This is a genomic window from Streptomyces sp. NPDC045968, assembly GCF_056430475.1.
Genome location: NZ_JBWKLF010000003.1, coordinates 601,198 through 622,714, shown reverse-complemented (window position 1 = coordinate 622,714; position 21,517 = coordinate 601,198). Strand labels below are relative to the sequence as shown.

Sequence of the window (21,517 nt, the reverse complement as noted above, 5' to 3'; positions counted from 1 at the left end):
GCGCCACACAACTGATCACAACCAGCCACAACTGTTCCCAGATGCCCTTGCGCTCGCTAGCTTTCCTGCACATCTGTTCACACCGGAAGGACTCCTGTGCACGCAACTCGTCGCAGAGCCATGGCTGTTGTGGCCGCCACCGCACTGGCCACACCGCTCCTCCTGGGTGCGTCCCCGCACCAGGCGCAGTCCTCGCACGACCCCGCGAAGGACGCGGCCAAGCTGGCACGGAAGCTGGTGAAGAGCTCGTCAGCGGACGACGCGTACCGGCACCTCCAGCGGTTCCAGGCGATAGCCGACTCCGCGGACGGTCACCGCGCGGCGGGCTCGCTGGGCCATGACGCCTCCGCCGCCTACGTCTACCAGCTGCTCCGCAAGGCCGGGTACGACGTCGGGTACGAATCCTTCGACTTCATGTACACCGAGACCCTCGCCGAGAAGCTCGCGGTCGTCTCGCCCACCCCGCGCGACATCACCATCAAGGCGATGACGTACACGAAGTCCACCAAGGTCGGCGGCGTGCAGGCGGCCCTGGTCGCCGTGCCCCTCGACGCGACCACCGGCTGCGAGGCGGCGGACTACGCCTCGGCGAACTTCACCGGCAAGATCGCGCTGATCAAGCGCGGCGGCTGCTCCTTCGCCCAGAAGCAGGCCACCGCGGCCACCGCCGGAGCGGCCGGAGCGGTCATCTACAACAACGTCGAGGGCGTGCTCTCCGGCACCCTCGGCGACGTCGAGTCGGGGAAGATCCCCACCGGCGGACTCACCCTGGCCGAGGGCGAGAAGCTCGCCGCCGACCTCGCCAAGGGCGAGGTGACGGTCGCCTTCGAGATCCGTGAGTTCCAGGAGGAGCGCACCACGCGCAACGTCGTCGCGGAGACCCGCGGCGGCGACGCGGCGAAGACCGTGATGCTCGGCGCCCACCTGGACTCGGTCACCGAGGGCCCCGGCATCAACGACAACGGTTCCGGCTCGGCCGGTCTCCTCGAAGTCGCGCTGGAACTCGCCAAGACCCACCGCACCCCCGCCAACAAGGTGCGCTTCGCCTGGTGGTCGGCGGAGGAGAACGGCCTCCTGGGCTCGGAGGCGTACGTCGCCGCCCTCACCGAGAAGCAGCGCGAGCAGATCGCGCTCTACCTCAACTTCGACATGATCGCGTCGCCCAACGGCGGACAGTTCGTCTTCGACGGCAACAACTCCGACGGAGTGGGCGAGGGCCCCGGCCCCGAGGGCTCCGCCCAGCTGGAGCGCGACATCAACGACTTCCTCGACGGGAAGGGCCGGCCCCACGAGGGCACGGACTTCACCGGGCGCTCCGACTACGGCCCGTTCATCGAGGTCGGCATCCCGTCCGGCGGTACGGACACCGGCGCCGAGGGCATCAAGACGCCGGCCCAGGCGGAGAAGTTCGGCGGCACGGCCGGGATCGCGTACGACCCCTGCTACCACGCGGCCTGCGACGACATCGACAACATCGACATGGGGCTCTTCGACACCAACATCGACGTGATCGCCAACGCCGTCGGCACCTACGCCTACGACCTGCGCTCGCTGACCCGTCCGGTCCCGGCCGACCCCACGACCGGCGAGCCCGGCAGCGGCGGCGGTCTCCGCGAGGGCCACGCGCACGGCGTCACCGAGTAGTCCCGCACTCCGGGGCGTCAGCGCTCGACGGCGCGCCGCGCGCGGGCACCACCCGCCCGCGGCGCGCCGCTCCCGCCTCCTTTCGGGGGAATCGGCCGCAGCGTGGGCGCGGCCCTGCCGCGCGCACCCGAACCGGGGGCGGCACCGGATGCGGGGCACCGGCGAACCCGCCCCGCGTCCGCCACGGCAGAGCGCTCCACCTTCGGGGGTTTTGCCGGTTTCCGCCGGCATCACAGTCCCGTTCCCCGGCTGCGCCCGGAGCCCCTTGCCCGGTAGGCTTTCCGTGTGATCTTCAAGCGCATCGGAAATGGGCGGCCATACCCCGACCACGGCCGGGAAAGCACCCGACAGTGGGCGGATGTCGCCCCGCGTCCGGTCCGCCTCGACCAGCTCGTCACCACCAAGGGCCAGCTGGACCTCGAAACCCTGCTCGCCGAGGACTCCACGTTCTACGGCGACCTGTTCGCGCACGTCGTGAAGTGGCAGGGCGACCTCTACCTGGAGGACGGACTGCACCGCGCGGTCCGCGCGGCACTCCAGCAGCGCCAGGTGCTGCACGCCCGCGTCCTCGAACTCGGCTGACCCGACACCGCCACCCGGCGCCGCCACCCGAGGCCCCCTTCGGGCCTTTCGAGTGCATTCCGGCTCATGTGGGTGCAATCCATTGATCATTTAGTAGGCATCATCACTGGGTCGCACTACGCTTCGCCCATGAGCATGCTCACTCCCCCCGGCATGGGCGGAAAGTACCGCATCACGGGCAACGCGTACCCGCGGATGCGCCGCCCCCGTCACCGCCGCAGGCTGGTCCTGGCCGCCGTCGCCGCAGTCGTGGCCCTCGGCCTGGCCGGCTGGGGCACGCTGCAGCTCATCGACGTCTTCACCGGCGGCGACAAGAAGGCCGTCGCCGCCGACCACAAGAAGAAGTGCGCCCCGTCCAAGCCGACGGGACCCGCGAAGGCCCTGCCCCGGCCGGCCGGCATCAAGGTGAACGTCTACAACGCGACCCCGCGCAGCGGGCTCGCCAAGGCCGCCGCCGACGAGCTGAAGAAGCGCGGCTTCACGATCGGCAAGGTGGGCAACGCCCCCGCCGCGTACGACAAGAAGGTCCCCGGCACCGGGATGCTCCTGGGCGCCCCGGCGGCCGTGGAGGGCTCGTTCCCGGTGCTCGGCACGCAGCTGCCGGGCAGCGCGCGGAAGACGGACGCCCGCAAGACGGCGGACGTCGACCTGATTCTCGGTACGAAGTTCAAGGCGTTGAACACGCCCCGGGCCGCCGCGACCGCCCTGACCGCCCTGACGAAGCCGGCCCCGTCCCCGTCGTCCTGCTGAGACGCGTCCCGCTCCGGTCCCGCCAAGACGCGTCCTGCTGAGTCGCGGCCCGCTCTCGTCCTGCCGAGTCGCGTCCCGCCAAGGCTCCGGACAGCCGTCGGGGCGGGCCCGCGGGCCCGCCCCGTAACAGCCGTGGCCGGAACCTACTCGGCCGTGCCGTACATCCTGTCGCCCGCGTCGCCCAGCCCCGGCACGATGTAGCCGTGCTCGTTGAGCCGCTCGTCGACCGAGGCGGTGACCACGGTGACCGGCGTACCGGCCAGCTCGCGCTCCATCACCTCGACGCCCTCGGGCGCCGCGAGCAGCACGACGGCGGTGACGTCGTCCGCACCGCGCTTGATCAGCTCCCTGATGGCCGCGACCAGCGTGCCGCCGGTGGCCAGCATGGGGTCCAGCACGTACACCTGGCGGCCCGAGAGGTCCTCGGGCATCCGCGTCGCGTACGTCTCCGCCTGGAGCGTCTCCTCGTTGCGGATCATGCCGAGGAAGCCGACCTCGGCGGTCGGCAGGAGCCGCACCATGCCGTCGAGCATGCCCAGACCGGCACGCAGGATCGGTACGACGAGGGGCCGGGGGTGCGAGAGCTTGACCCCGGTCGTGGGCGTCACCGGGGTCACGATGTCGACCTGCTCGGTGCGCACATCCCTGGTGGCCTCGTACGCGAGCAGGGTGACCAGCTCGTCCGCGAGACGCCGGAAGGTAGGGGAGTCGGTGCGCTTGTCGCGCAGCGTGGTGAGTTTGTGCGCCACCAGCGGGTGGTCGACGACATGAATGCGCATGACGTCAACAGTAGCCGGGCCTCCCGGCACCCTGCGCTGGCATCAACCACCTGTTCGGAGGGAAGGTGGTGCCATACGGACCCAGCATTGGGGTGATGTGTCGATGGCGGAGGGTGAGCAGCCGAAGCGGGCGCGTGCCGCGCGCGTCCCCCGGGACGCGCCGGACGACGCGCCGGAGGCGCCGGACACCCGGGAGAGTGAGGCGGCGCGCCGCAGGCGCCGTGCCCAGTTCCTTCGTGAGCTCCACGAGGCCAAGCAACTGCGCGACCGTGTCCAGCCCCGCAGAGCCCGTGCGGTCCGGATGCGCCAGGCCATGCGGATGCGTACGTTCCGCTGGTGACCACCGCTTCACGGGCCGGTTCCACGGGCCGGCGGACCGGCCTGGGCGTACCGCCACCGAGCAGGCACTCCGGCAACTGATGGCCGACGCAACGGTCGAAGACGTCTCGCTCCGCCGCTGTTTCTGCCACGATGCCGATTGGGCGGGCACAGAGCAGCCGGAACAACGGCTGCTCTCCCGTCGGACCGATTCACCTATGACAAGTGGGAGAGTCACGGTGTACTTCGCCGCACTGCTCGCGCGCACCGAAGACGGGTGGGAAGCGAGCGACACGGAGCTGGACGATGTGGAGACCCTGTCCGATCTGACCGATCTGGCCCGGGACGCCTCTGTGGACGAGGACACGGTCCTGGTCTACATCGAGCAGGAGGACGCCTGGTTCGGCGTCGTCCGCGTGGACGGTGAGGAGGACCCCCGTATCTACGTGTCGGACGCGTCCGCCGCCGCCCGCTCCTCGTACGGGGAGATCCTGCTCACCGACGAACTGCTCGGCCGCGAACCCGGGGCCGAGGACGAGATCGCCGCACTGGAAGAGCTCGTCGACCTCGACGGCACGGAGGACGGCGAACCGGAAGTGTCCGAAGGCGACGCCGTGGACGGCCGGGCGGACCCGGCGGTCGACGACGACGTCACCCCCCTCGACGCCGTACCCTCGGGGCCGCTCGGAGACCTCGGGCTCCTCGCCGACTTCGGCCTTTCGGAGAAGGAGCTGCTGACCCTGCGCACCGACGCGCTGGTGGAGATCACGGACGCGCTGGGAGCGGCCGAGGTCATGGAGTCCGTCCGTTAGGGTCCGCGGGTGAACGCACCACCACCCCCACCCTCCTCACCGCCTCTCCACGACCCGGTACGGGACCCGTGGCAGGCACCCATGCGCCATGCCCTGGCCGAGGCCGCGCAGGCGGCGCTGACCGGCGATGTGCCGGTCGGCGCCGTGATCCTCGGCCCCGACGGCTCGCTGCTCGCCACGGGCCACAACGAACGCGAGGCGACCGGGGACCCGACCGCCCACGCCGAGGTGCTCGCCATCCGCCGGGCCGCCGCCGAGCTCGGCGAGTGGCGGCTGTCCGGCTGCACCCTGGTCGTCACCCTGGAACCGTGCACGATGTGCGCGGGCGCCCTCGTGCAGTCCCGGATCGGCCGGGTGGTCTACGGGGCACGCGACGAGAAGGCCGGCGCCGCCGGTTCGCTCTGGGACGTCGTACGGGACCGCAGACTGAACCACCGGCCCGAGGTCGTCGCCGGAGTGCTGGAGGAGGCCTGCTCCGCCCAGCTGACGGCCTTCTTCCGCGCGCTCTGAGATCTGATTTCTGATCACGGCCCGAGATGGTCTAAGCTCTCTCTCGGTAGCGTGTCCGAGCGGCCGAAGGAGCTCGCCTCGAAAGCGAGTGTGGGGAGACTCACCGAGGGTTCAAATCCCTCCGCTACCGCTCTTCACGAAGGGCCCGACGCAATGCGTCGGGCCCTTCGAGCGTTCCAGGTGGGGTGAGCGCCCCCGGGACGGCCGGGGAAGGTGTGGTCGGGGGAAGCGGCATCGGGGGGACAAGCCGCTTCCCCCGGTGAGAACAGGGCCTGCTGGTCCTCGCCGCTGCCCGGGGGGACGGTCGCGGCACGGACCCCACAGAGAGGCCCTGTTCCTCGCCCCTCGGATTCCTGTCGGGTCCGCTGGGCTCGTCGTCCATCCTGCCTCCGCACGAAAGCCGCACGGCCGGACGAAGGGCCCCGATGGCAGGGCCCTTGGTCCTTAAAGACCACATCAGTGCCCGATCCGTGATCGGAAACATCCTCGGGATACGGCCATTCGTGCGGATAGAATCGCCCGACCGCGCAGGGGAGCGAACGGGAGAGGCAGGGGCTGTGGTGCAAGCGAAGAAGATCGTGCTCTACGTGGTTTCGGTCTTCGTGCTGTACACGATCATCACGTCCCCCGCCCGGGCCGCTGATCTGGTCCAGGTAGGGTTCGAGGGCGTTTCGAGTGCCGCCCAGGGCGTCGGCGACTTCATGTCCGAGCTCGTCAAGTAGGAGAACCCGATGATCCGCCACCTGGTCCTGTTCAAGCTGAACGACGGCGTCGAGCGGGACGAGCCGAGGGTCGTCGCCGGGGTGAAGGCCTTCCAGGAGCTGGAGGGGCAGGTTCCGGAGCTGGAGTTCTGGGAGTGCGCCTGGAACATCACCGACCGGCCGATCGCGTACGACTTCGCGATCAATTCGGCGGTCGTCGACGAGGACGCGCTGAAGCGCTACATCGAGCATCCGGCCCATCAGGCCGCCGCCGGGCAGTGGCGCGAATTCGCCACCTGGGTGATCGCCGACTACCCGTTCTGACCGGTGACGGACCCTTGGTCCGCCTGGCCCCTCACCACGCAGGTGAGGGGTTTTTCTTTGCGTTTAAACCAACTTGCCCTCAACACGGCTATATACGGTGCTTGCACACAGTGGACATGTCTTGTGATGCTATGACCGCTTTTGACGGATGAGTTGACCGTAGTTGACCGCAAAGGGGTGGCGTCACCGTGCCGGCCAGTACAGCGCCTCAAGTGCCTCCCCAGAACGTCCAGACCGACGACATCCAGACCGAGACGCCCGATCCCACCACGCCCGCCAGAACCCGGAGCGCGGACACCAGGGCCCTCACGCACGTGCTGTTCGGCCGGCTCAAGGGCCTGGAGCCGGGCACTCCGGAACACGGCAGGGTCCGCGCGGCCCTGATCGAGGCGAACCTGCCCCTCGTCCGGTACGCCGCGGCCCGCTTCCGCAGCCGCAACGAACCGATGGAGGACGTCGTCCAGGTCGGCACCATCGGCCTGATCAACGCGATCGACCGCTTCGATCCGGAACGCGGCGTCCAGTTCCCCACCTTCGCGATGCCCACCGTGGTCGGCGAGATCAAGCGGTACTTCCGCGACAACGTACGGACCGTCCACGTGCCGAGGCGGCTCCACGAGCTGTGGGTCCAGGTCACCGGCGCCACCGAGGACCTGACGACCGCTCACGGCCGCTCCCCCACCACGGGAGAGATCGCCGAGCGGCTCAAGATCCCCGAGGACGAGGTCCTCGCCTGCATCGAGGCGGGCCGCTCGTACCACGCGACCTCGCTGGAGGCCGCACAGGAAGGTGACGGGCTGCCAGGACTCCTGGACCGGCTCGGGTACGAGGACCCGGCCCTCGCGGGGGTCGAGCACCGCGATCTCGTACGGCATCTGCTCGTCCAGCTGCCCGAGCGCGAGCAGCGCATCCTGCTGCTGCGCTACTACAGCAATCTGACGCAGTCACAGATCAGCGCGGAACTGGGCGTTTCCCAGATGCATGTGTCAAGACTCCTGGCCAGAAGTTTCGCGCGACTTCGATCCGCAAATAGGATCGAGGCGTAACCGGATCGGGTAGACCGTCCTTCCTCCGGTCCGGACGGCGTAAAAGCCTCACACCCCCTGTTTCCTGCACAGACGCGGCGCTGACTTGTCGACATGTCACTACAGCGTGTTGCCGACATGTGACATTCTGCTGGAAGCGCGTTTGCCGCAGCCTCCCCTCCGGTATTCAGGTGGAGGCTGCGTTCCTCCGATGGTCGCGGCCACCGCGACCGTCCGCGACCTCAAGGGGGTGGCATGTCCGCAGAACAGGGCAGCTCGAAGGTGCTCACGCTCACGAAGAGCGTGCCGGCACCTACCGTGCTCACCAGCTCGTCGGAAGCCATCGACACCCGCACGCTGTCCCGCTCCCTGTTCCTGCGGCTCGCCGCACTGGGCCCCGCACCGGGCCCCGACGGAACGGACAGCCCGGAGCGGGCGTATGTGCGGGACACGCTCATCGAGCTCAACCTCCCGCTCGTGCGGTACGCGGCGGCGCGGTTCCGCAGCCGCAACGAGCCCATGGAAGACATCGTCCAGGTCGGCACGATCGGCCTGATCAAGGCGATCGACCGCTTCGACTGCGAACGGGGCGTGGAGTTCCCGACCTTCGCGATGCCGACCGTGGTCGGGGAGATCAAGCGTTTCTTCCGTGACACCTCGTGGTCGGTGCGGGTGCCGCGCCGGCTCCAGGAGCTGCGGCTCGCTCTCACCAAGACCAGCGACGAGCTCGCCCAGAAGCTCGACCGCTCGCCGACCGTGCCGGAGCTGGCCAAGGCGCTCGGGGTCTCCGAGGAGGACGTGGTCGACGGCCTGGCCGTCGGTAACGCGTACACCGCCTCGTCGCTGGACTCCCCCTCGCCCGAGGACGACGGCGGAGAGGGCTCGCTCGCGGACCGCCTGGGGTACGAGGACACCGCCCTGGAAGGCGTCGAGTACCGCGAGTCCCTGAAGCCGCTGCTGGCCAAACTCGCCCCGCGCGAACGGCAGATCATCATGCTGCGCTTCTTCGCCAACATGACGCAGTCACAGATCGGCGAGGAGGTCGGCATCTCGCAGATGCACGTCTCGCGCCTGCTGACCCGGACGCTCGCGCAGCTCAGGGAAGGGCTCATCGCCGACTGACCCCGCGCTGCCGCGCGAGGGTTCCGAATTGACGGACCGTCAGCCACACTGGCGCGATGCGACGTCAGATGTTCGGCTCGGCCGGCCGCCGGGGCACCGCGATCGCCGCCTCGGCGGCCGTGCTGTGCCTGGGCGGCGCGGTGGCCGCCTGCGGCGGCGGTGCGGGTGACGGCGGCCGTGTGGCGGTCGGGGCCGCGGGCACGGGTCCGGCCGAGACCCCCGGGGCGGCGGGCCTGCCCTCGGGAAAGGTCACGCTGATTCCGCTGGACACGTCGGGCGCGGAGCGCGGCGGGGACGGTGACGGTGACGGTGCGGCGAACACCGGCGAACGGCGAGGCGGTGAGCTGCCCGGCGTACGGAACGACGCACCAGGAGCAGGGGAACGTACCGGCACCACCGGCCCCGACAGCGGAAGGGCCGACTCCGGAGGACCGGAGGCGGTCTCGGGAAGCTCAGGAAGCGCGGGAAGCCCGGGTGGCACCGCGGCCACGGGAGGCACCGGCGGCACGGCCCCCGGCAGCACCGGAGGCTCCGGCGACTCGGGCAGCACCGGCGGTTCCGGGGGTACGGGCAGTGTCCCGCCGCCCTCCGCCGGCCCCACTCCCGGCGCACCCGCCACCCCCGCCGCGCTTCAGGTCGGCGACCCGGTGCGGGCCGGTGCGGACCGGCGCTGGTGCGAGAAGGTGACCGTGGAGTTCCGCAACACCGGTGGCTCACCGGTCCGTTCGGGCGCCGTCACGTTCGAGACGCACATCATCGGCGCGCTCGGGGTCGACTGGGCGACCGTCGAGTCGACGCAGCCGCTGCCCGCGCCCATCGACGCGGGAGCGGTGCGGCAGAAGACGTACACCGTCTGCGTGGACTCCTGGCGGGTCCCCCTGGGCATGCGGACAGAGACCCAGGACGTCTCCGCCACCTGGAAGTGACCCCCACCGGGTGAGGGAGGAGCGGTCAGCCGAGCGCGAGCCAGGCGACCGCGCCGAGGACGACGACGACGGCGACGACGGCCGCGATCACCCCGGCCCTCGGTCCGGACGAGGTCGCGGCCGGCTGCTGCCGGCGCTGCGGTTCGCCCTCGTCGACGAAAGCGCGGAACATCTGGGTGCTGCCCGCCGGGTCGTTGGTGCCCTCGGGGCCCTGCTGAGGGGCGTGGGGGTTGTGTGCCATGGGCCAGGACCCTAGCGAACTCGGCGTTACGGCCCAACCCCCGGGTGCCGCGGGGACCGGCGGTCCACCGCTTTCCCCGGCCCCTTCCAGGTGGCGCGAGTCACAGGCGGGCGGCCGTCTCCGGCGCACGCTGCGGGTTTGACCCGGACCCTACTCAGGCTTTTGGGTTCCTTTACTTCTGCAAGCCGCTTTTCGTTTGCCTGTAGCAACCATCGGCTTCTATGGTTGCCCTAAGCAATTAGTTGGCACCGAGAAGGCAGGAGGGCCCGTGGCCGCTCGGAGTCACTACCAGGAACTGGCGCGGCAGCTCAGCGCGGTCGGCGCCGTCAAACGCGGGCTCGCCCGGGCCCTTCCCCCCGAGTGCCCCGCCGGCTCCGCCGCCGTGCTGGCACTCCTGGCGGAACACGGCGAGATGCGCATCAGCAGACTGGCCGAGCTCCTGGCCGTGGACATGTCGGTGACCAGCCGTCATGTCGCACACGTGGCCGAACGCGGCTGGATAGAACGGTCCCCGGACCCCGCCGACAAGCGGTCCCGCATCCTGCGGCTGACCCCCGCGGGAGGCGAGCAGCTCGACGAGCTGAGCCACCGGACGACCGAGATGTTCGCCCAGAAACTCATCGACTGGTCCGACGAGGACGTCGGCCGGCTGAACGTCCTGCTGTCCCGGCTGCGTGACAGCTTCGCCTGTCGCGGCTCCGGTGAGTGCCTTCCCGGAAAGCACAGCGGGGACTGCCGCACGCGGCATTCCGAGGACGCGCACACCCGTACACCGATGTAACAGATGCAAAGAGAAGGAACTCAATGGCTACGACCACACCCACCGGTGTGCGGGGCGGCCACGCCAAGCACGGGGGCTCAGCGGCTCCCGACGGCACGCCGATGACACACCGGCAGATCATGGAAGCACTGACCGGGCTCCTGCTCGGCATGTTCGTCGCGATCCTGTCGTCGACCGTCGTGTCGAACGCGCTGCCCGAGATCATTTCCGACCTCGGCGGCGGCCAGAGCGCCTACACCTGGGTCGTGACGGCCTCGCTGCTGGCCATGACCGCCACCACCCCGCTCTGGGGCAAGCTCTCCGACCTGTTCAGCAAGAAGCTGCTGGTCCAGATAGCGCTGGTCATCTACGTCGCCGGCTCGGTCGTCGCCGGTCTCTCCACCAGCAGCGGCATGCTGATCGCCTGCCGTGTCGTGCAGGGCATCGGCGTCGGCGGTCTCTCCGCCCTCGCGCAGATCGTGATGGCCGCGATGATCGCCCCGCGCGAGCGCGGCCGTTACAGCGGCTACCTCGGCGCGGTCTTCGCCGTCGCCACCGTCGGCGGCCCGCTGCTCGGCGGTGTCATCACCGACACCAGCTGGATGGGCTGGCGCTGGTGCTTCTACGTGGGTGTGCCGTTCGCGATCATCGCGCTCGTCGTGCTTCAGAAGACCCTGAAGCTCCCGGTCGTCAAGCGCGAGGTCAAGGTCGACTGGGCCGGTGCCTTCTTCATCAGCGCCGCCGTCTCCCTCCTGCTGCTCTGGGTGACCTTCGCGGGCGACAAGTACGACTGGATCTCCGGACCCACGTACGCGATGCTCGGCGGCACGGTCGTCCTCATCGGGCTCTTCCTGCTCGTCGAGGCGAAGGCGAGCGAGCCGATCATCCCGCTCCGCCTCTTCCGCAACCGCACCATCACGCTTGCCTCGGTCGCCTCGCTGTTCGTCGGTATCGCGATGTTCGCGGGCACCGTCTTCTTCAGCCAGTACTTCCAGCTGGCGCGCGACAAGTCGCCGACGATGTCCGGCGTCATGACGATCCCCATGATCGCGGGGCTCTTCCTCTCCTCGACCGTCTCCGGCCAGGTCATCACCAAGACCGGCCGCTGGAAGGCGTGGCTGGTCAGCGGCGGCTTCCTGGTCACGGCCGGGCTCGGCATGCTGGGCACCATCCGGTACGACACGGAGTACTGGCACATCGCGGTCTACATGTTCGTGATGGGTCTCGGCATCGGCATGATGATGCAGAACCTCGTGCTCGCCACGCAGAACCAGGTCGCTCCCGCCGACCTCGGCTCGGCCAGCTCCGTCGTCACGTTCTTCCGTTCGCTCGGTGGTGCGATCGGCGTCTCGGCGCTGGGCGCCGTCATGGCGAACCGTGTCACCCACTACGTCAAGGACGGCCTGGCCGACCTCGGTCCCGAGGGCGCGGCCCTGGGCCACGGCGGTACCGGCGGCGGGGGCATCCCCGACCTGGACACCCTGCCCGTCGCGTTCCGTACGGTCGTGGAGGCCGCGTACGGGCACGGCGTCGGTGACGTCTTCCTGTACGCCGCTCCGGCCGCGCTCGTCGCCTTCGTCGTGACGATCTTCATCAAGGAGGTCGCGCTGAAGACGAACGCCGGGAACGACACCCCGGCCGCACCCGAGACCGCCGAGGCCGCGGAGGCGTCCCAGGGCGCCGAGACCGCGCAGACCGCCGAGGGCGTCGCCGGGGTCACCTCCGTCGCCACGCTCGAAGCGCCGGTGGAAACGGTGCGCGGCACGGCGGTACGCGGTGTGGTGCGCGGCGCCGAGGGCGTCCCGGTCGCACGGGCCGCCGTCACGCTGATCTCGCCGGCCGGCCGGCAGCTGGGGCGCTCCGTCGCCCAGGCCGACGGCGGCTACGTACTGGACGCGCCGGGCGCCGGTTCGTACGTCCTGATCGCCTCCGCCGACGGCTTCCAGCCACAGGCGTCCACCGTGGTCGTCGGCGACGAGCCGGTGGCGTACGACATCCTCCTCGTCGGTACGAGCGGCCTCACCGGGACCGTGCGGGCCGAGGAGACCGGGGCCCCGGTCGAGGGCGCCATGGTCGTCGTGACCGATGTGCGCGGCGATGTGCTGGCGACCGGCCTTTCCGGCGCCGCGGGCGAGTTCACCTTCGGTGAGCTGGTCCCGGGCGCGGTGACCGTCGCGCTGAACGCCACGGGCTTCCGCCCGCTGGCGCTGCCCGTCGAGGTCGGCGGCCAGGGCGTCACCCGGGTCGAGGCGGTTCTGCGGGCCGGTGCGCTCGTCCAGGGCGTCGTACGGGCCGGGTCCGCCCGGGCCCCGCTGTCCGACGCCCGCGTCACGCTGATCGACGCGGCCGGCAACGTGGTCGCCACCGCGACGACCGGGGAGGACGGGGCGTACGCCTTCACCGACCTGGACGCGGGCGAGTACTCGGTCATCGCGACCGGCTATCCGCCGGTGGCCGGCTCCCTGACGGTGGCCGGTCACGGGGTCGACGGCCACGACATCGAGCTCGCGCACCCCGGCGAGTAACCACGTCACTCGGGTAACTCACGTCACTCGGGTAACAAAGACCTCTGGCGGGACAGCGCTTCGAGCGGAGAGGCTGTCCGGGCCGGCGGAAACGGGCCCCGTGGGCGGGTACGGCAGGCAGGGGACGGCCTGCCGCACCCGCCCCCGGGGCCCGACTCATTTGACCCTCGGGGTCATGGAGCGAGGAGAGAGAAACGCGATGGCACTTCGCGCACAGGTACGGACGCGGGACGGCTGGGCGGTCCAGCACGCGGTCGTGACAGTCACCGATATGACGGGCACCCAGGTGGTGCGCGCCGACGCGGACGAGAACGGGGCGGTCCGCACCGAGAACCCGCTGCAGGCCGGCGCGTACACCGTGATCGTCACGGCGGTCGGGTACGCCCCCACCGCCTCCACCGCGCTCGTCACGGCCGGCGGCCGGATCGACGCGGGCACGGTCGTGATGGCCCGGCAGGGCGGGGCGGAACTGCCGCCTCCGGGCATCTGGTCACTGGACCCGGCGCACTCCTCGGTGGGCACGGTCGCACAGCACCTGGGGATCTCCAGCGTGCACGGCCGGTTCACCGACTTCACCGGCCGGATCGAGATCGCGCCGGACATCGAACGGTCCCGCGTCGACGCCGTCATCAGCGCGGCGGGCATCGACACCGGCAACGACATGCGCGACAAACATCTGCGGTCGCCCGACTTCCTGGACGCGGACCGCTTCCCGGAGATCACGTACCGCTCCGACGGGCTGACCCCGGCAGGACCCGACCGCTGGACGGTGCACGGGGAGCTGACGCTGCACGGCGTGAAGCGTGCCGTGGACCTCGACCTCAGCTATCTGGGCACGGGCCCCGACCCGTGGGGCGGGATGCGCGCGGCCTTCCACGCGACGACCGAACTGCGCCGCGACGACTTCGCCATGAACTACAACCAGGTGGTGCGGGCGGGCATTTCGGCGATCGGTACGACGCTGCGCGTGGAGCTGGACATCCAGGCGGTGCAGGGCGAGTCCCTGCCGTCGTAGGGGTTCCGGGGCGTCGTAGGGTCGGGGGCATGGCACCCCACATCGCGACCAACACCGTCGTCGGACCCGAAGAGTTGCTGGCGTTCGTACGGCCCAGGCACCGGGCGATCCTGCTCACCACCCGGTCCGACGGACGCCCCCAGGGCTCCCCGCTCACCTGTGGTGTCGACGACGCGGGCCGGATCGTCGTCTCGACGTACCCGGAGCGCGCGAAGACCCGTAACGCCAGGCGGGACGAGCGGGTGAGCCTGATCGTCCTGTCGGACGACTGGAACGGGCCCTGGGTGCAGATCGACGGCTCGGCCGAGGTGATCGATTCACCGGATTCGGTCGAGCCGCTCGTCGAGTACTTCCGGAACATCTCCGGCGAGCACCCGGACTGGGACGAGTACCGGGCGGCGATGGTGAAGCAGGGGAAGTCGATCATCCGGATCACTCCGGAGCGCTGGGGCCCCCTCGCCACCGGCGGCTTCCCCGCCCATCTGGCCCCCGGCAGCTGAGCGCCCGGGTGAATCCCATAACGCCCGCCCCTGAGCTGCTCGCGCGGGCCCGGCTCCTGGTCGCTCCCCCGGTGGGCGAGGCCGTGGCCCGTGAACTGGAACGGATCACCGGAAGACCGGTGGAACGCCCGGCGGACCGTGTGCCGGACGAGCCGTATCTCCTTGTCGGTGCCTCACTTCCGGACGCGCTGCGCGGAGGGCGGCTGGTCTGGTTCCACAGCGTCAACGCCGGTACGGACGCGCTGCTCGGCTCCGGCCCCTGGCCGCAGGACGCGCTGCTCACCCGGACGGTGGGGCGCATGGGCGAGCGGATCGCCCAGTACGTCCTGGCCTGGGTGCTCGCCGAATGCCAGTCCGTCCCGGAGTTCGCCGCGCAGCACGCGCGGGCCGAGTGGCGGCGCGTCCCCTCCGAGCTCGCCGCGGGACAGACCGCTCTGGTCTACGGCACCGGGCGCATCGGTTCGGCGGTCGCCGGTCTCCTGAAGGGCTGCGGCATCCGGACGGTGGGTGTGGCCCGCAGGGGGCGTGCCGTGCCGCCACCGGGCTTCGACGAGGTGATCGGCGCCGGTCAGGACGCCGACGCCCTCGCCACCGCCCGCTGGGTGGTCGCCGCGCTGCCGCTGACCGGGGCGACGGAGGGGTACTTCGGCTCCGGCCGATTCGCCGCCGTGCGGGGGGCGTCGTTCCTCAACGTGGGGCGCGGGGCGACCGTGGACATGGCGGCGCTGGAGACGGCCCTGCGGGCGGGCACCGTACGCCGTGCGGTCCTCGACGTGCTGCCCGAGGAGCCCGCCGCACCCGACGACCGCTGCTGGCGGCTTCCTCGTACGGTGATCACGTCGCACTCCGCGGGGATCACGGCCGACGAGGACGTCGTCAGGGACTTCGAGGCGTGCTGGGACGACCTGCGCGCGGGCCGGGTGCCGGCGCTCGCCGTGGATGTGGGCCGGGGCTACTGAGCGGAGACGCCCGCCCGGGCGCACATCGCCTCGATACCCGCGATCACCAGGTCCAGCGCGAAGACGAAATCCAGCTCACGCATCTCGCCGACCGTGTCGCCGCCGCGCGCCTCCATCACGTCGAGGGAGGTGTCGGCGAGCTTCTTGAGGTGCGGCTCGGCCCGGATGGTGCCCATGGCCTGCTGGAAGTACTCGTCCTGGCTGAGCCCCGCTTCCCGGCACCGCTCGACGAAGTGGCCCTCGATGGTGCCGAATCCGTACACGAAGTGGAAAGCGGCGGCCAGGGCGCCCGTCTGGTTCTTCATCGGCAGTCCGGTGGCGCGGATGATGTCCTGGACGGCGTACGAGAACAGCATGGCGTGCGGGCCGATGTTGAGGAAGTGACCGGCCAGCGGCGACACCCAGATGTGGCGGACGATCAGTTCGCGGTAGCTGCGGGCCATGTCGCGCAGCCGGTCGCGCCAGTCCGCGTCCTCGCTGGGCGGCACGATCTCGGCGAAGACCGAGTCCATGGCCAGTTCCAGCAGGTCGTCCTTGGTGTCGACGTACCAGTAGAGGGACATCGCGGTGACGTCCAGCTCCGCCGCGAGGCGGCGCATGGAGAACTTGGCGAGGCCCTCCGCGTCCAGTAGCCGTACCGAGGCGGCGGTGATCCTGTCCCGGTCGAGGCCCACCGGCGACTCGGCTTTGCGGGTGCGCGAGGGTGCCCGCTGGTCCAGCCACACGCTGGTCCTCGCGGGGTTCTTCACGCGGTCGGCCGCGGACACCATGGGGCTCACTCCTCGTTCTGCCGACGGGACGGCGGGACGGACCGGGGCGGTGGGGGCACGTACCGGACGGCCACGGTCCGGTACGCGTCCCCTCCGATGCTATGCCGCTGTTCCGGCCGAGTCTGCCGCAGCCGTGTCCTTCGCGGCAGGGCCCGCGAGCCCGGATTCCATCCGCTCCGCCCGCCTCAGCAGCGCCGCGGCGAGTAGCCCGCCCGCGAGGACCGCGACCGCGCCGACCAGCTGACTGGTCTCCAGGCCGGAGCCGAAGGCGTCCGTGATGCGCTGCCGCTCGCCCTCGCCGTCCGCGGCGGCGAGCGCCGCCGGCAGCGAGGCCGCTCCCACGGCCGCGGGCACCAGGGCGGCGAAGCGCGAGTTCAGTACGGCGCCGAGCACGGCGACCCCGAGGCCGTTGCCGAATTCGGCGAGCGTGCCGTTGACCCCGGCGCCCACGCCCGCCTTCTCGGGCGGGATGGCGCTCATGATGGCGTTGGCCATGGCGGGCATCGCGAGCGAGATCCCCGCGCCCATGACGACCAGGCCGAGGAGCATGCCGCCGTACCCGTCGCTGCCGAGCACCGCGATGGCGCCGAGACCGCCGGCCAGCAGGCTCATCCCGGCCGCGATGGTGGCGGGCGTCCCCAGCTTCGGTACGAGGCGTGCGCCCAGACCCGTGAGGTTGAGCGCCACCACCGTGAGCGCGAGCGGAGCCGTACGGAGCCCGGCTTCCAGGGGCCCGTACCCGAGCACGAACTGCAGGTGCTGGGTCAGCAGGAAGAGCGAACCGCCCATCCCGAAGGCGACCAGGATCGCGCCCGCGACCGCCCCGATGAACTTCTGGTTCCGGAAGAAGTGCATGTCCAGCATCGGGTACGGGATGTGGAGCTCCCACAGGACGAATCCGGTGAGGACCGCGACCCCGATGAAGGCGGTGAGCAGGACCTGGCCGGAGGTCCAGCCGTGTTCCGGGCCGGAGATGATCGCGTACACGACGGCGGTCATACCGATGGTGGAGAGCAGCGCGCCGAACAGGTCCGGCCGGTCGCCCTGCGGGTTCTTGGACTCCGGCACGAGCCGCAGGACGGCGATCAGGCCGACGATCGCGACCGGGATGTTGATCAGGAAGATCGCGCCCCACCAGAAGTGGTCGAGCATGATCCCGCCGATGAGGGGACCGGTGGCGAAGCCCAGCGAGTTGACGGTCGACCAGAGGCCGATGGCCTTGACCCGCTCGCTGTCGTCGAAGATCTGGACGACCACGGCCAGGGTGGTGGTGATCAGCAGCGCACCGCCGATGCCCATCCCGGCACGGGCGGCGATGAGCTGGCCGGAGGACTGCGCGAGCCCGGCCACCAGCGAACCGATGCCGAACAGGGCGAGCCCCGCGACCAGCATCCGCTTGCGGCCGTAGCGGTCGGCGGCGCTGCCGGCCGTGAGGAGCAGGCCGGACTGGACGAGCGAGTACGCGTTGATCATCCACTGCACATCGGCGGTGGACGCGTCCAGCTCCGTGGTGAGGGAGGGGATGGCGACGTTCAGGACGGTGTTGTCGAGCAGCACGGTGAGCTGGGCCAGACAGATGACGCCGAGGATCAGCCAGCGCTGCGGGTGCCCCTGGGGGGCGAGGTCGTTCGGCTCGGCGGTGGTCGCCGTCATGCGGGCTCCTTGAGCTCCGTTGCTACTCGTACGGTGTAGGGGAGTGCGTGGCGTCGTACACCGTAAGGCACTCCTTGTACGCCGTACAAGTCACTTTCGCGACCACCGCCCGTGAGGAATGTCCGGTCTTCCCCTACTCCCCTCCGTCCGCCGGCCGGGTCAGGTCGTAGAAGGTCGCGCTGCCGACCGTGACCTTCTTGAAGGAGTCCTCCACCCATGAGGTGATCTGCGAGGAGGCGCCGCTGTCGCCGCCGCCTCCGCCCATGCCGCCCGAGATGAAGTAGTGGATCTTCCCGTCCTCGACGTAACTCTTGAACCGGGCGAGCGTCGGAGCGGGGTCGCTGCCGTTGAAGCCGCCGATGGCCATCACCGGGTCACCGGTGGTGAGCTGGTAGCTCGCGGCGTTCTGCGAACCGATGGCCGCGGCGGCCCAGGTGTAGGCGTCGGCGTCCGACTCCAGGAGCTTCCTCGCCTCGGCGCCGACGGACGAACCGTTGAGCAGTCCGCCCATGCCGCCCATGCGGCCTTCGGCCGTGGCGCCGCCGGGCGGGGTACCGCCGGGTGCTGTACCACCGGGCGCCGTGCCACCGGGCATGGCGCCCGGCTGCCGGCCCCCCTGGCCCTGACCCTGTTGGCCCTGGCCCTGCTGCGCCTGGCCCTGCCGGCCGCCGCCCGGCGGCATACCCATTGCGCCGTTCCGGCCCTCGCCGCCTCCGCCACCGGGACCGCCCCCGCCCCTCATGGCGGCACCGGCCGGACCCGCCGTGACGATCGAGCCCTGATGCCCGGTGCCGAGCGTGCTCACCGTGTACGCCGTCGGCCCCGCGAGCGACGCGGCGAATCCGAGACCCACGACGGCGAGAGCGAGCCGGCGCCCCAGCCGGGAGACGAACAGCAGACCCACCGCGCCCACGGCCCCGACGGCCAGGACGGCCCAGCGCAGCCACGGCAGATGGTCCGGGGTCCGCCCCAGGAGGACGTAGGACCAGTACGCCGTGACGGCGAGCGTGCAGGCGAGGGCCGCCCGCGCCCACACCGTGGAGCGTTCCTCCCACAGCACCGTGACGCCCATGCCGACGAGCGCGGCGATGTAAGGGGCCAGGGCCACCGTGTAGTACTGGTGGAAGATGCCGGCCATGAAGCTGAAGACGAGCGTGGTCATCAGCAGCGAGCCGCCCCAGGCGAGGAACGCCGCACGGGCCGTGTCGGTGCGCTTCGCCTTCCGGGTCAGCCACACGCCCGCGATCAGCAGGAGCAGCGCGGCGGGCAGCAGCCAGGAGATCTGGCCGCCGATCTCGGAGTTGAACATCCGGCCGATGCCGGTCTCCCCCCAGCCACCGCCCTGACCGCCGCCGACGCTGCCGGTCTCCTCGCCGTTGAGACGGCCGAGTCCGTTGTAGCCGAAGGTCAGTTCCAGGAAGGAGTTGTTCTGCGAGCCGCCGATGTACGGACGCGAGGAGGCGGGCCACAGCTCGACGATCGCCACCCACCAGCCGCCGGCGACGACCATGACGCCTGCCGACAGGGCGAGTTGAGCCAGCCGTTTGCGTACGGAGGCGGGCGCGCACACCGCGTACAGCACGGCGAGCGGCGGCAGGATCAGGAACGCCTGGAGGGTCTTCGTCAGGAACGCGACCCCGATCGCGGCACCCGCCCAGACCAGCCACTTCGTCCGCCCGTTCTCCAGCGCGCGGAGCACGCAGTAGACGGTGACGGTCATCAGCAGCGCGAGGAGCGCGTCCGGGTTGTTGAAGCGGAACATCAGCGCGGCGACGGGCGTGAGCGCGAACACCGCCATCGTGATCAGTCCGGCGGGCGCGCCGAAGCGGCGGCGGACGGCGGCGTACAGCACCCCTGCCGTGGCCATCCCCATCAGCACCTGCGGGACGAGGAGCGCCCACGCGTTGAGGCCGAAGATCCGTACGGAGAGGGCCATCGGCCAGAGCGTGGCCGGGGGCTTGTCCACGGTGATGGCGTTGGCGGAGTCCAGCGACCCGAAGAAGAACGCCTTCCAGCTCTGGCTGCCGGCCTGTACGGCGGCGGAGTAGAAGGAGTTGGCGTACCCGGAGGCACTGAGGTTCCACAGGTAGGCCAGACCCACGGCGAGCAGCATGCCGAGCACGGCCGGCCGCACCCAGCGCGGGTCGTCCGCCCTGCCCCGCAGGGCGCGGCGCCGGAACGGCTCCCGGGGGCGGCCGTGCCCCGCGAGGACGCCCGGCGGCCGGGCGGGGAGATGGCCGGGGTACAGGGTGGTCATCGGACGTTCCTCAGTTCGTGTTCGGAGCCGCGGCGGTCCGGGAAGACCCAGGCGCGGAAGAGCAGAAACCGCAGCACCGTCGCCGCGAGGTTGGCCGTGATCAGGACGGCGAGTTCCGTGCCGTGCGAGGGCGATCCGGAGGTCGCGCCGAGTGCGGCGAGCGAGCCGCAGGTCAGGGCGAGGCCGATGGCGAAGACGACGAGACCCTGCGCCTGATGCCGTACGGCTCCGCCCCGGCCCCGCACTCGGAAGGTGAGCCTCCGGTTGGCTGCCGTATTGGCGACGGCCGACACCAGCAGCGCGCCGCCATTGGCGGACTGCGGGCCGAAGCCCATCCGGAACAGCGAGTACAGGAGGAGGTAGAAGAGCGTGGAGAGGACGCCCACGACACAGAACCCGACCAGCTGGCGGGCCAGCCCGCCCGGCACCCCGGGCAGCGCGCGGTCGCGCGGATCGTCCCCGAAGGGCCGGGCCAGCCGGTCCAGCGGCAGGGCGCCGACGGCCAGCGCCCGCCCCACCCGCCACACGCCCTTCAGGTCGTCGGTCGCCGTCCGCACGATGTGCACGGTGGAGTCGGGGTCGTCGACCCAGTCGACCGGCACCTCGTGGATACGCAGCCCGGCACGTTCGGCGAGCACCAGCATCTCCGTGTCGAAGAACCATCCGGTGTCCTCGACCATCGGCAGCAGCCGCTGCGCGACCTCGCACCGTATCGCCTTGAATCCGCACTGCGCGTCGCTGAAGCGGGCGGCCAGCGAGGAGCGCAGGATGAGGTTGTAGGCCCGTGAGATGAACTCCCGCTTCGAGCCGCGCACCACCCGCGAACTGCGCGCGAGCCGCGAGCCGATGGCGAGGTCGGAGTGGCCCGAGATCAGGGGCGCGACCAGCGGCAGCAGCGCGTTGAGGTCGGTCGAGAGGTCGACGTCCATATAGGCGAGGACCGGCGCGTCCGAGTGCGACCAGACCGTGCGCAGGGCCCGCCCTCGGCCCTTCTCCTCCAGCCGGTACGCGCACACCTCGGGGACCGCCGCCGCGAGCCGGGCCGCCACCTGGGGCGTGCGGTCGGTGCTCGCGTTGTCCGCGACGGTGATCCGGAAGGGGTACGGGAAGGTCCGCACGAGATGGTCGTGCAGCCGGAGCACACAGGTTTCGAGGTCCTTCTCCTCGTTGAAGACCGGGACCACGACGTCGAGTACGGGTGCACCGGCCGCGTCGACCGCTCCGGCCAGGAGATGTTCCCGGGCCGGCAAGGTGCTCCAAGGGGTGTCGGTTCGCATGCCCTTGACGCTCGCCGACCGCGCTGTCACACCGGTGTGCTGAGCCTGTGCCGGTGCTGTGAGCCTC

Annotated in this window: 22 protein-coding genes and 1 tRNA gene; 17 read left to right on the top strand and 6 right to left on the bottom strand. The window is 70.8% G+C overall.

Annotation, left to right across the window (positions count from 1 at the left end; genetic code table 11):
* The first annotated feature begins 120 nt into the window (after window positions 1–120).
* The 3 genes from AC07FA_RS12495 (at window position 121) to AC07FA_RS12485 (ending at window position 2,976) form a co-directional block, all read left to right on the top strand.
* Complete coding sequence (locus AC07FA_RS12495; protein WP_479075050.1) at window positions 121–1,644, top strand: M28 family metallopeptidase; 1,524 nt, start codon at window positions 121–123, stop codon at window positions 1,642–1,644.
* Between the two features lie 285 nt (window positions 1,645–1,929).
* Complete coding sequence (locus AC07FA_RS12490) at window positions 1,930–2,226, top strand: type II toxin-antitoxin system VapB family antitoxin (RefSeq protein ID WP_003955420.1); 297 nt, start codon at window positions 1,930–1,932, stop codon at window positions 2,224–2,226.
* A 153-nt stretch (window positions 2,227–2,379) separates the two neighbouring features.
* Complete coding sequence (locus tag AC07FA_RS12485; RefSeq protein ID WP_479075187.1) at window positions 2,380–2,976, top strand: LytR C-terminal domain-containing protein; 597 nt, start codon at window positions 2,380–2,382, stop codon at window positions 2,974–2,976.
* Window positions 2,977–3,119: 143 nt separating this feature from the next.
* On the opposite strand, the gene upp is transcribed toward AC07FA_RS12485, so the two are convergent.
* Window positions 3,120–3,755: a uracil phosphoribosyltransferase gene (upp, locus tag AC07FA_RS12480; protein ID WP_479075048.1), complete on the bottom strand. Its 636-nt coding sequence runs from the start codon at window positions 3,753–3,755 to the stop codon at window positions 3,120–3,122.
* 103 nt (window positions 3,756–3,858) lie between these two features.
* On the opposite strand from upp, the gene AC07FA_RS12475 reads away from it, so the two are divergent.
* The 9 genes from AC07FA_RS12475 to AC07FA_RS12435 all read left to right on the top strand — a co-directional run bounded on the left by AC07FA_RS12475 (window position 3,859) and on the right by AC07FA_RS12435 (window position 9,493).
* Window positions 3,859–4,095, top strand: a complete 237-nt coding sequence (locus tag AC07FA_RS12475; RefSeq protein WP_479075046.1) for a hypothetical protein — start codon at window positions 3,859–3,861, stop codon at window positions 4,093–4,095.
* Window positions 4,096–4,312: 217 nt separating this feature from the next.
* Window positions 4,313–4,885, top strand: a complete 573-nt coding sequence (locus AC07FA_RS12470; RefSeq protein ID WP_479075186.1) for a tRNA adenosine deaminase-associated protein — start codon at window positions 4,313–4,315, stop codon at window positions 4,883–4,885.
* Between the two features lie 81 nt (window positions 4,886–4,966).
* Entirely contained in the window at window positions 4,967–5,395 is a 429-nt protein-coding gene (gene tadA, locus AC07FA_RS12465) for a tRNA adenosine(34) deaminase TadA (protein WP_479075185.1), read from the top strand.
* 45 nt (window positions 5,396–5,440) lie between these two features.
* Window positions 5,441–5,525, top strand: a tRNA-Ser gene (locus AC07FA_RS12460).
* A 427-nt stretch (window positions 5,526–5,952) separates the two neighbouring features.
* Window positions 5,953–6,117, top strand: a complete 165-nt coding sequence (locus AC07FA_RS12455; RefSeq protein ID WP_453526768.1) for a hypothetical protein — start codon at window positions 5,953–5,955, stop codon at window positions 6,115–6,117.
* 9 nt (window positions 6,118–6,126) lie between these two features.
* On the top strand, window positions 6,127–6,420 hold the full coding sequence (locus AC07FA_RS12450) for a Dabb family protein (protein WP_479075044.1): 294 nt from the start codon (window positions 6,127–6,129) through the stop codon (window positions 6,418–6,420).
* A 188-nt stretch (window positions 6,421–6,608) separates the two neighbouring features.
* Complete coding sequence (locus AC07FA_RS12445) at window positions 6,609–7,466, top strand: RNA polymerase sigma factor SigF (RefSeq protein ID WP_479075043.1); 858 nt, start codon at window positions 6,609–6,611, stop codon at window positions 7,464–7,466.
* Between the two features lie 234 nt (window positions 7,467–7,700).
* Window positions 7,701–8,567, top strand: coding sequence for an RNA polymerase sigma factor SigF (locus tag AC07FA_RS12440; RefSeq protein WP_328904863.1), 867 nt, complete (start codon window positions 7,701–7,703; stop codon window positions 8,565–8,567).
* A 56-nt stretch (window positions 8,568–8,623) separates the two neighbouring features.
* Entirely contained in the window at window positions 8,624–9,493 is an 870-nt protein-coding gene (locus tag AC07FA_RS12435; RefSeq protein ID WP_479075042.1) for a hypothetical protein, read from the top strand.
* Window positions 9,494–9,518: 25 nt separating this feature from the next.
* On the opposite strand, the gene AC07FA_RS12430 is transcribed toward AC07FA_RS12435, so the two are convergent.
* Window positions 9,519–9,734, bottom strand: a complete 216-nt coding sequence (locus AC07FA_RS12430; protein ID WP_479075041.1) for a hypothetical protein — start codon at window positions 9,732–9,734, stop codon at window positions 9,519–9,521.
* Between the two features lie 268 nt (window positions 9,735–10,002).
* Here AC07FA_RS12430 and AC07FA_RS12425 point away from each other — a divergent pair, with 268 nt between their 5' ends.
* From AC07FA_RS12425 to AC07FA_RS12405, 5 genes are all read left to right on the top strand, one after another.
* On the top strand, window positions 10,003–10,515 hold the full coding sequence (locus AC07FA_RS12425; protein ID WP_479075040.1) for a MarR family winged helix-turn-helix transcriptional regulator: 513 nt from the start codon (window positions 10,003–10,005) through the stop codon (window positions 10,513–10,515).
* Window positions 10,516–10,616: 101 nt separating this feature from the next.
* On the top strand, window positions 10,617–13,019 hold the full coding sequence (locus AC07FA_RS12420) for an MFS transporter (RefSeq protein WP_479075184.1): 2,403 nt from the start codon (window positions 10,617–10,619) through the stop codon (window positions 13,017–13,019).
* 199 nt (window positions 13,020–13,218) lie between these two features.
* Complete coding sequence (locus tag AC07FA_RS12415) at window positions 13,219–14,034, top strand: YceI family protein (RefSeq protein WP_479075038.1); 816 nt, start codon at window positions 13,219–13,221, stop codon at window positions 14,032–14,034.
* A 29-nt stretch (window positions 14,035–14,063) separates the two neighbouring features.
* Entirely contained in the window at window positions 14,064–14,534 is a 471-nt protein-coding gene (locus AC07FA_RS12410; RefSeq protein ID WP_479075036.1) for a PPOX class F420-dependent oxidoreductase, read from the top strand.
* 17 nt (window positions 14,535–14,551) lie between these two features.
* Complete coding sequence (locus AC07FA_RS12405) at window positions 14,552–15,493, top strand: NAD(P)-dependent oxidoreductase (protein ID WP_479075182.1); 942 nt, start codon at window positions 14,552–14,554, stop codon at window positions 15,491–15,493.
* On the opposite strand, the gene AC07FA_RS12400 is transcribed toward AC07FA_RS12405, so the two are convergent.
* The 4 genes from AC07FA_RS12400 to AC07FA_RS12385 form a co-directional block, all read right to left on the bottom strand.
* A complete protein-coding gene (locus tag AC07FA_RS12400; RefSeq protein WP_479075035.1) occupies window positions 15,487–16,263 on the bottom strand; it encodes a TetR/AcrR family transcriptional regulator in 777 nt (258 codons plus the stop codon). The two genes, AC07FA_RS12405 and AC07FA_RS12400, sit on opposite strands and share 7 nt — an antisense overlap.
* A 99-nt stretch (window positions 16,264–16,362) precedes the next feature.
* Window positions 16,363–17,916, bottom strand: coding sequence for an MFS transporter (locus AC07FA_RS12395; protein ID WP_479075033.1), 1,554 nt, complete (start codon window positions 17,914–17,916; stop codon window positions 16,363–16,365).
* A gap of 133 nt (window positions 17,917–18,049) precedes the next feature.
* Window positions 18,050–20,173: an ArnT family glycosyltransferase gene (locus AC07FA_RS12390; RefSeq protein ID WP_479075032.1), complete on the bottom strand. Its 2,124-nt coding sequence runs from the start codon at window positions 20,171–20,173 to the stop codon at window positions 18,050–18,052.
* Window positions 20,170–21,450, bottom strand: coding sequence for a bifunctional glycosyltransferase family 2/GtrA family protein (locus AC07FA_RS12385; RefSeq protein ID WP_479075031.1), 1,281 nt, complete (start codon window positions 21,448–21,450; stop codon window positions 20,170–20,172). The genes AC07FA_RS12390 and AC07FA_RS12385 overlap by 4 nt, the downstream gene beginning before the upstream one ends.
* Window positions 21,451–21,517: the final 67 nt, after the last annotated feature.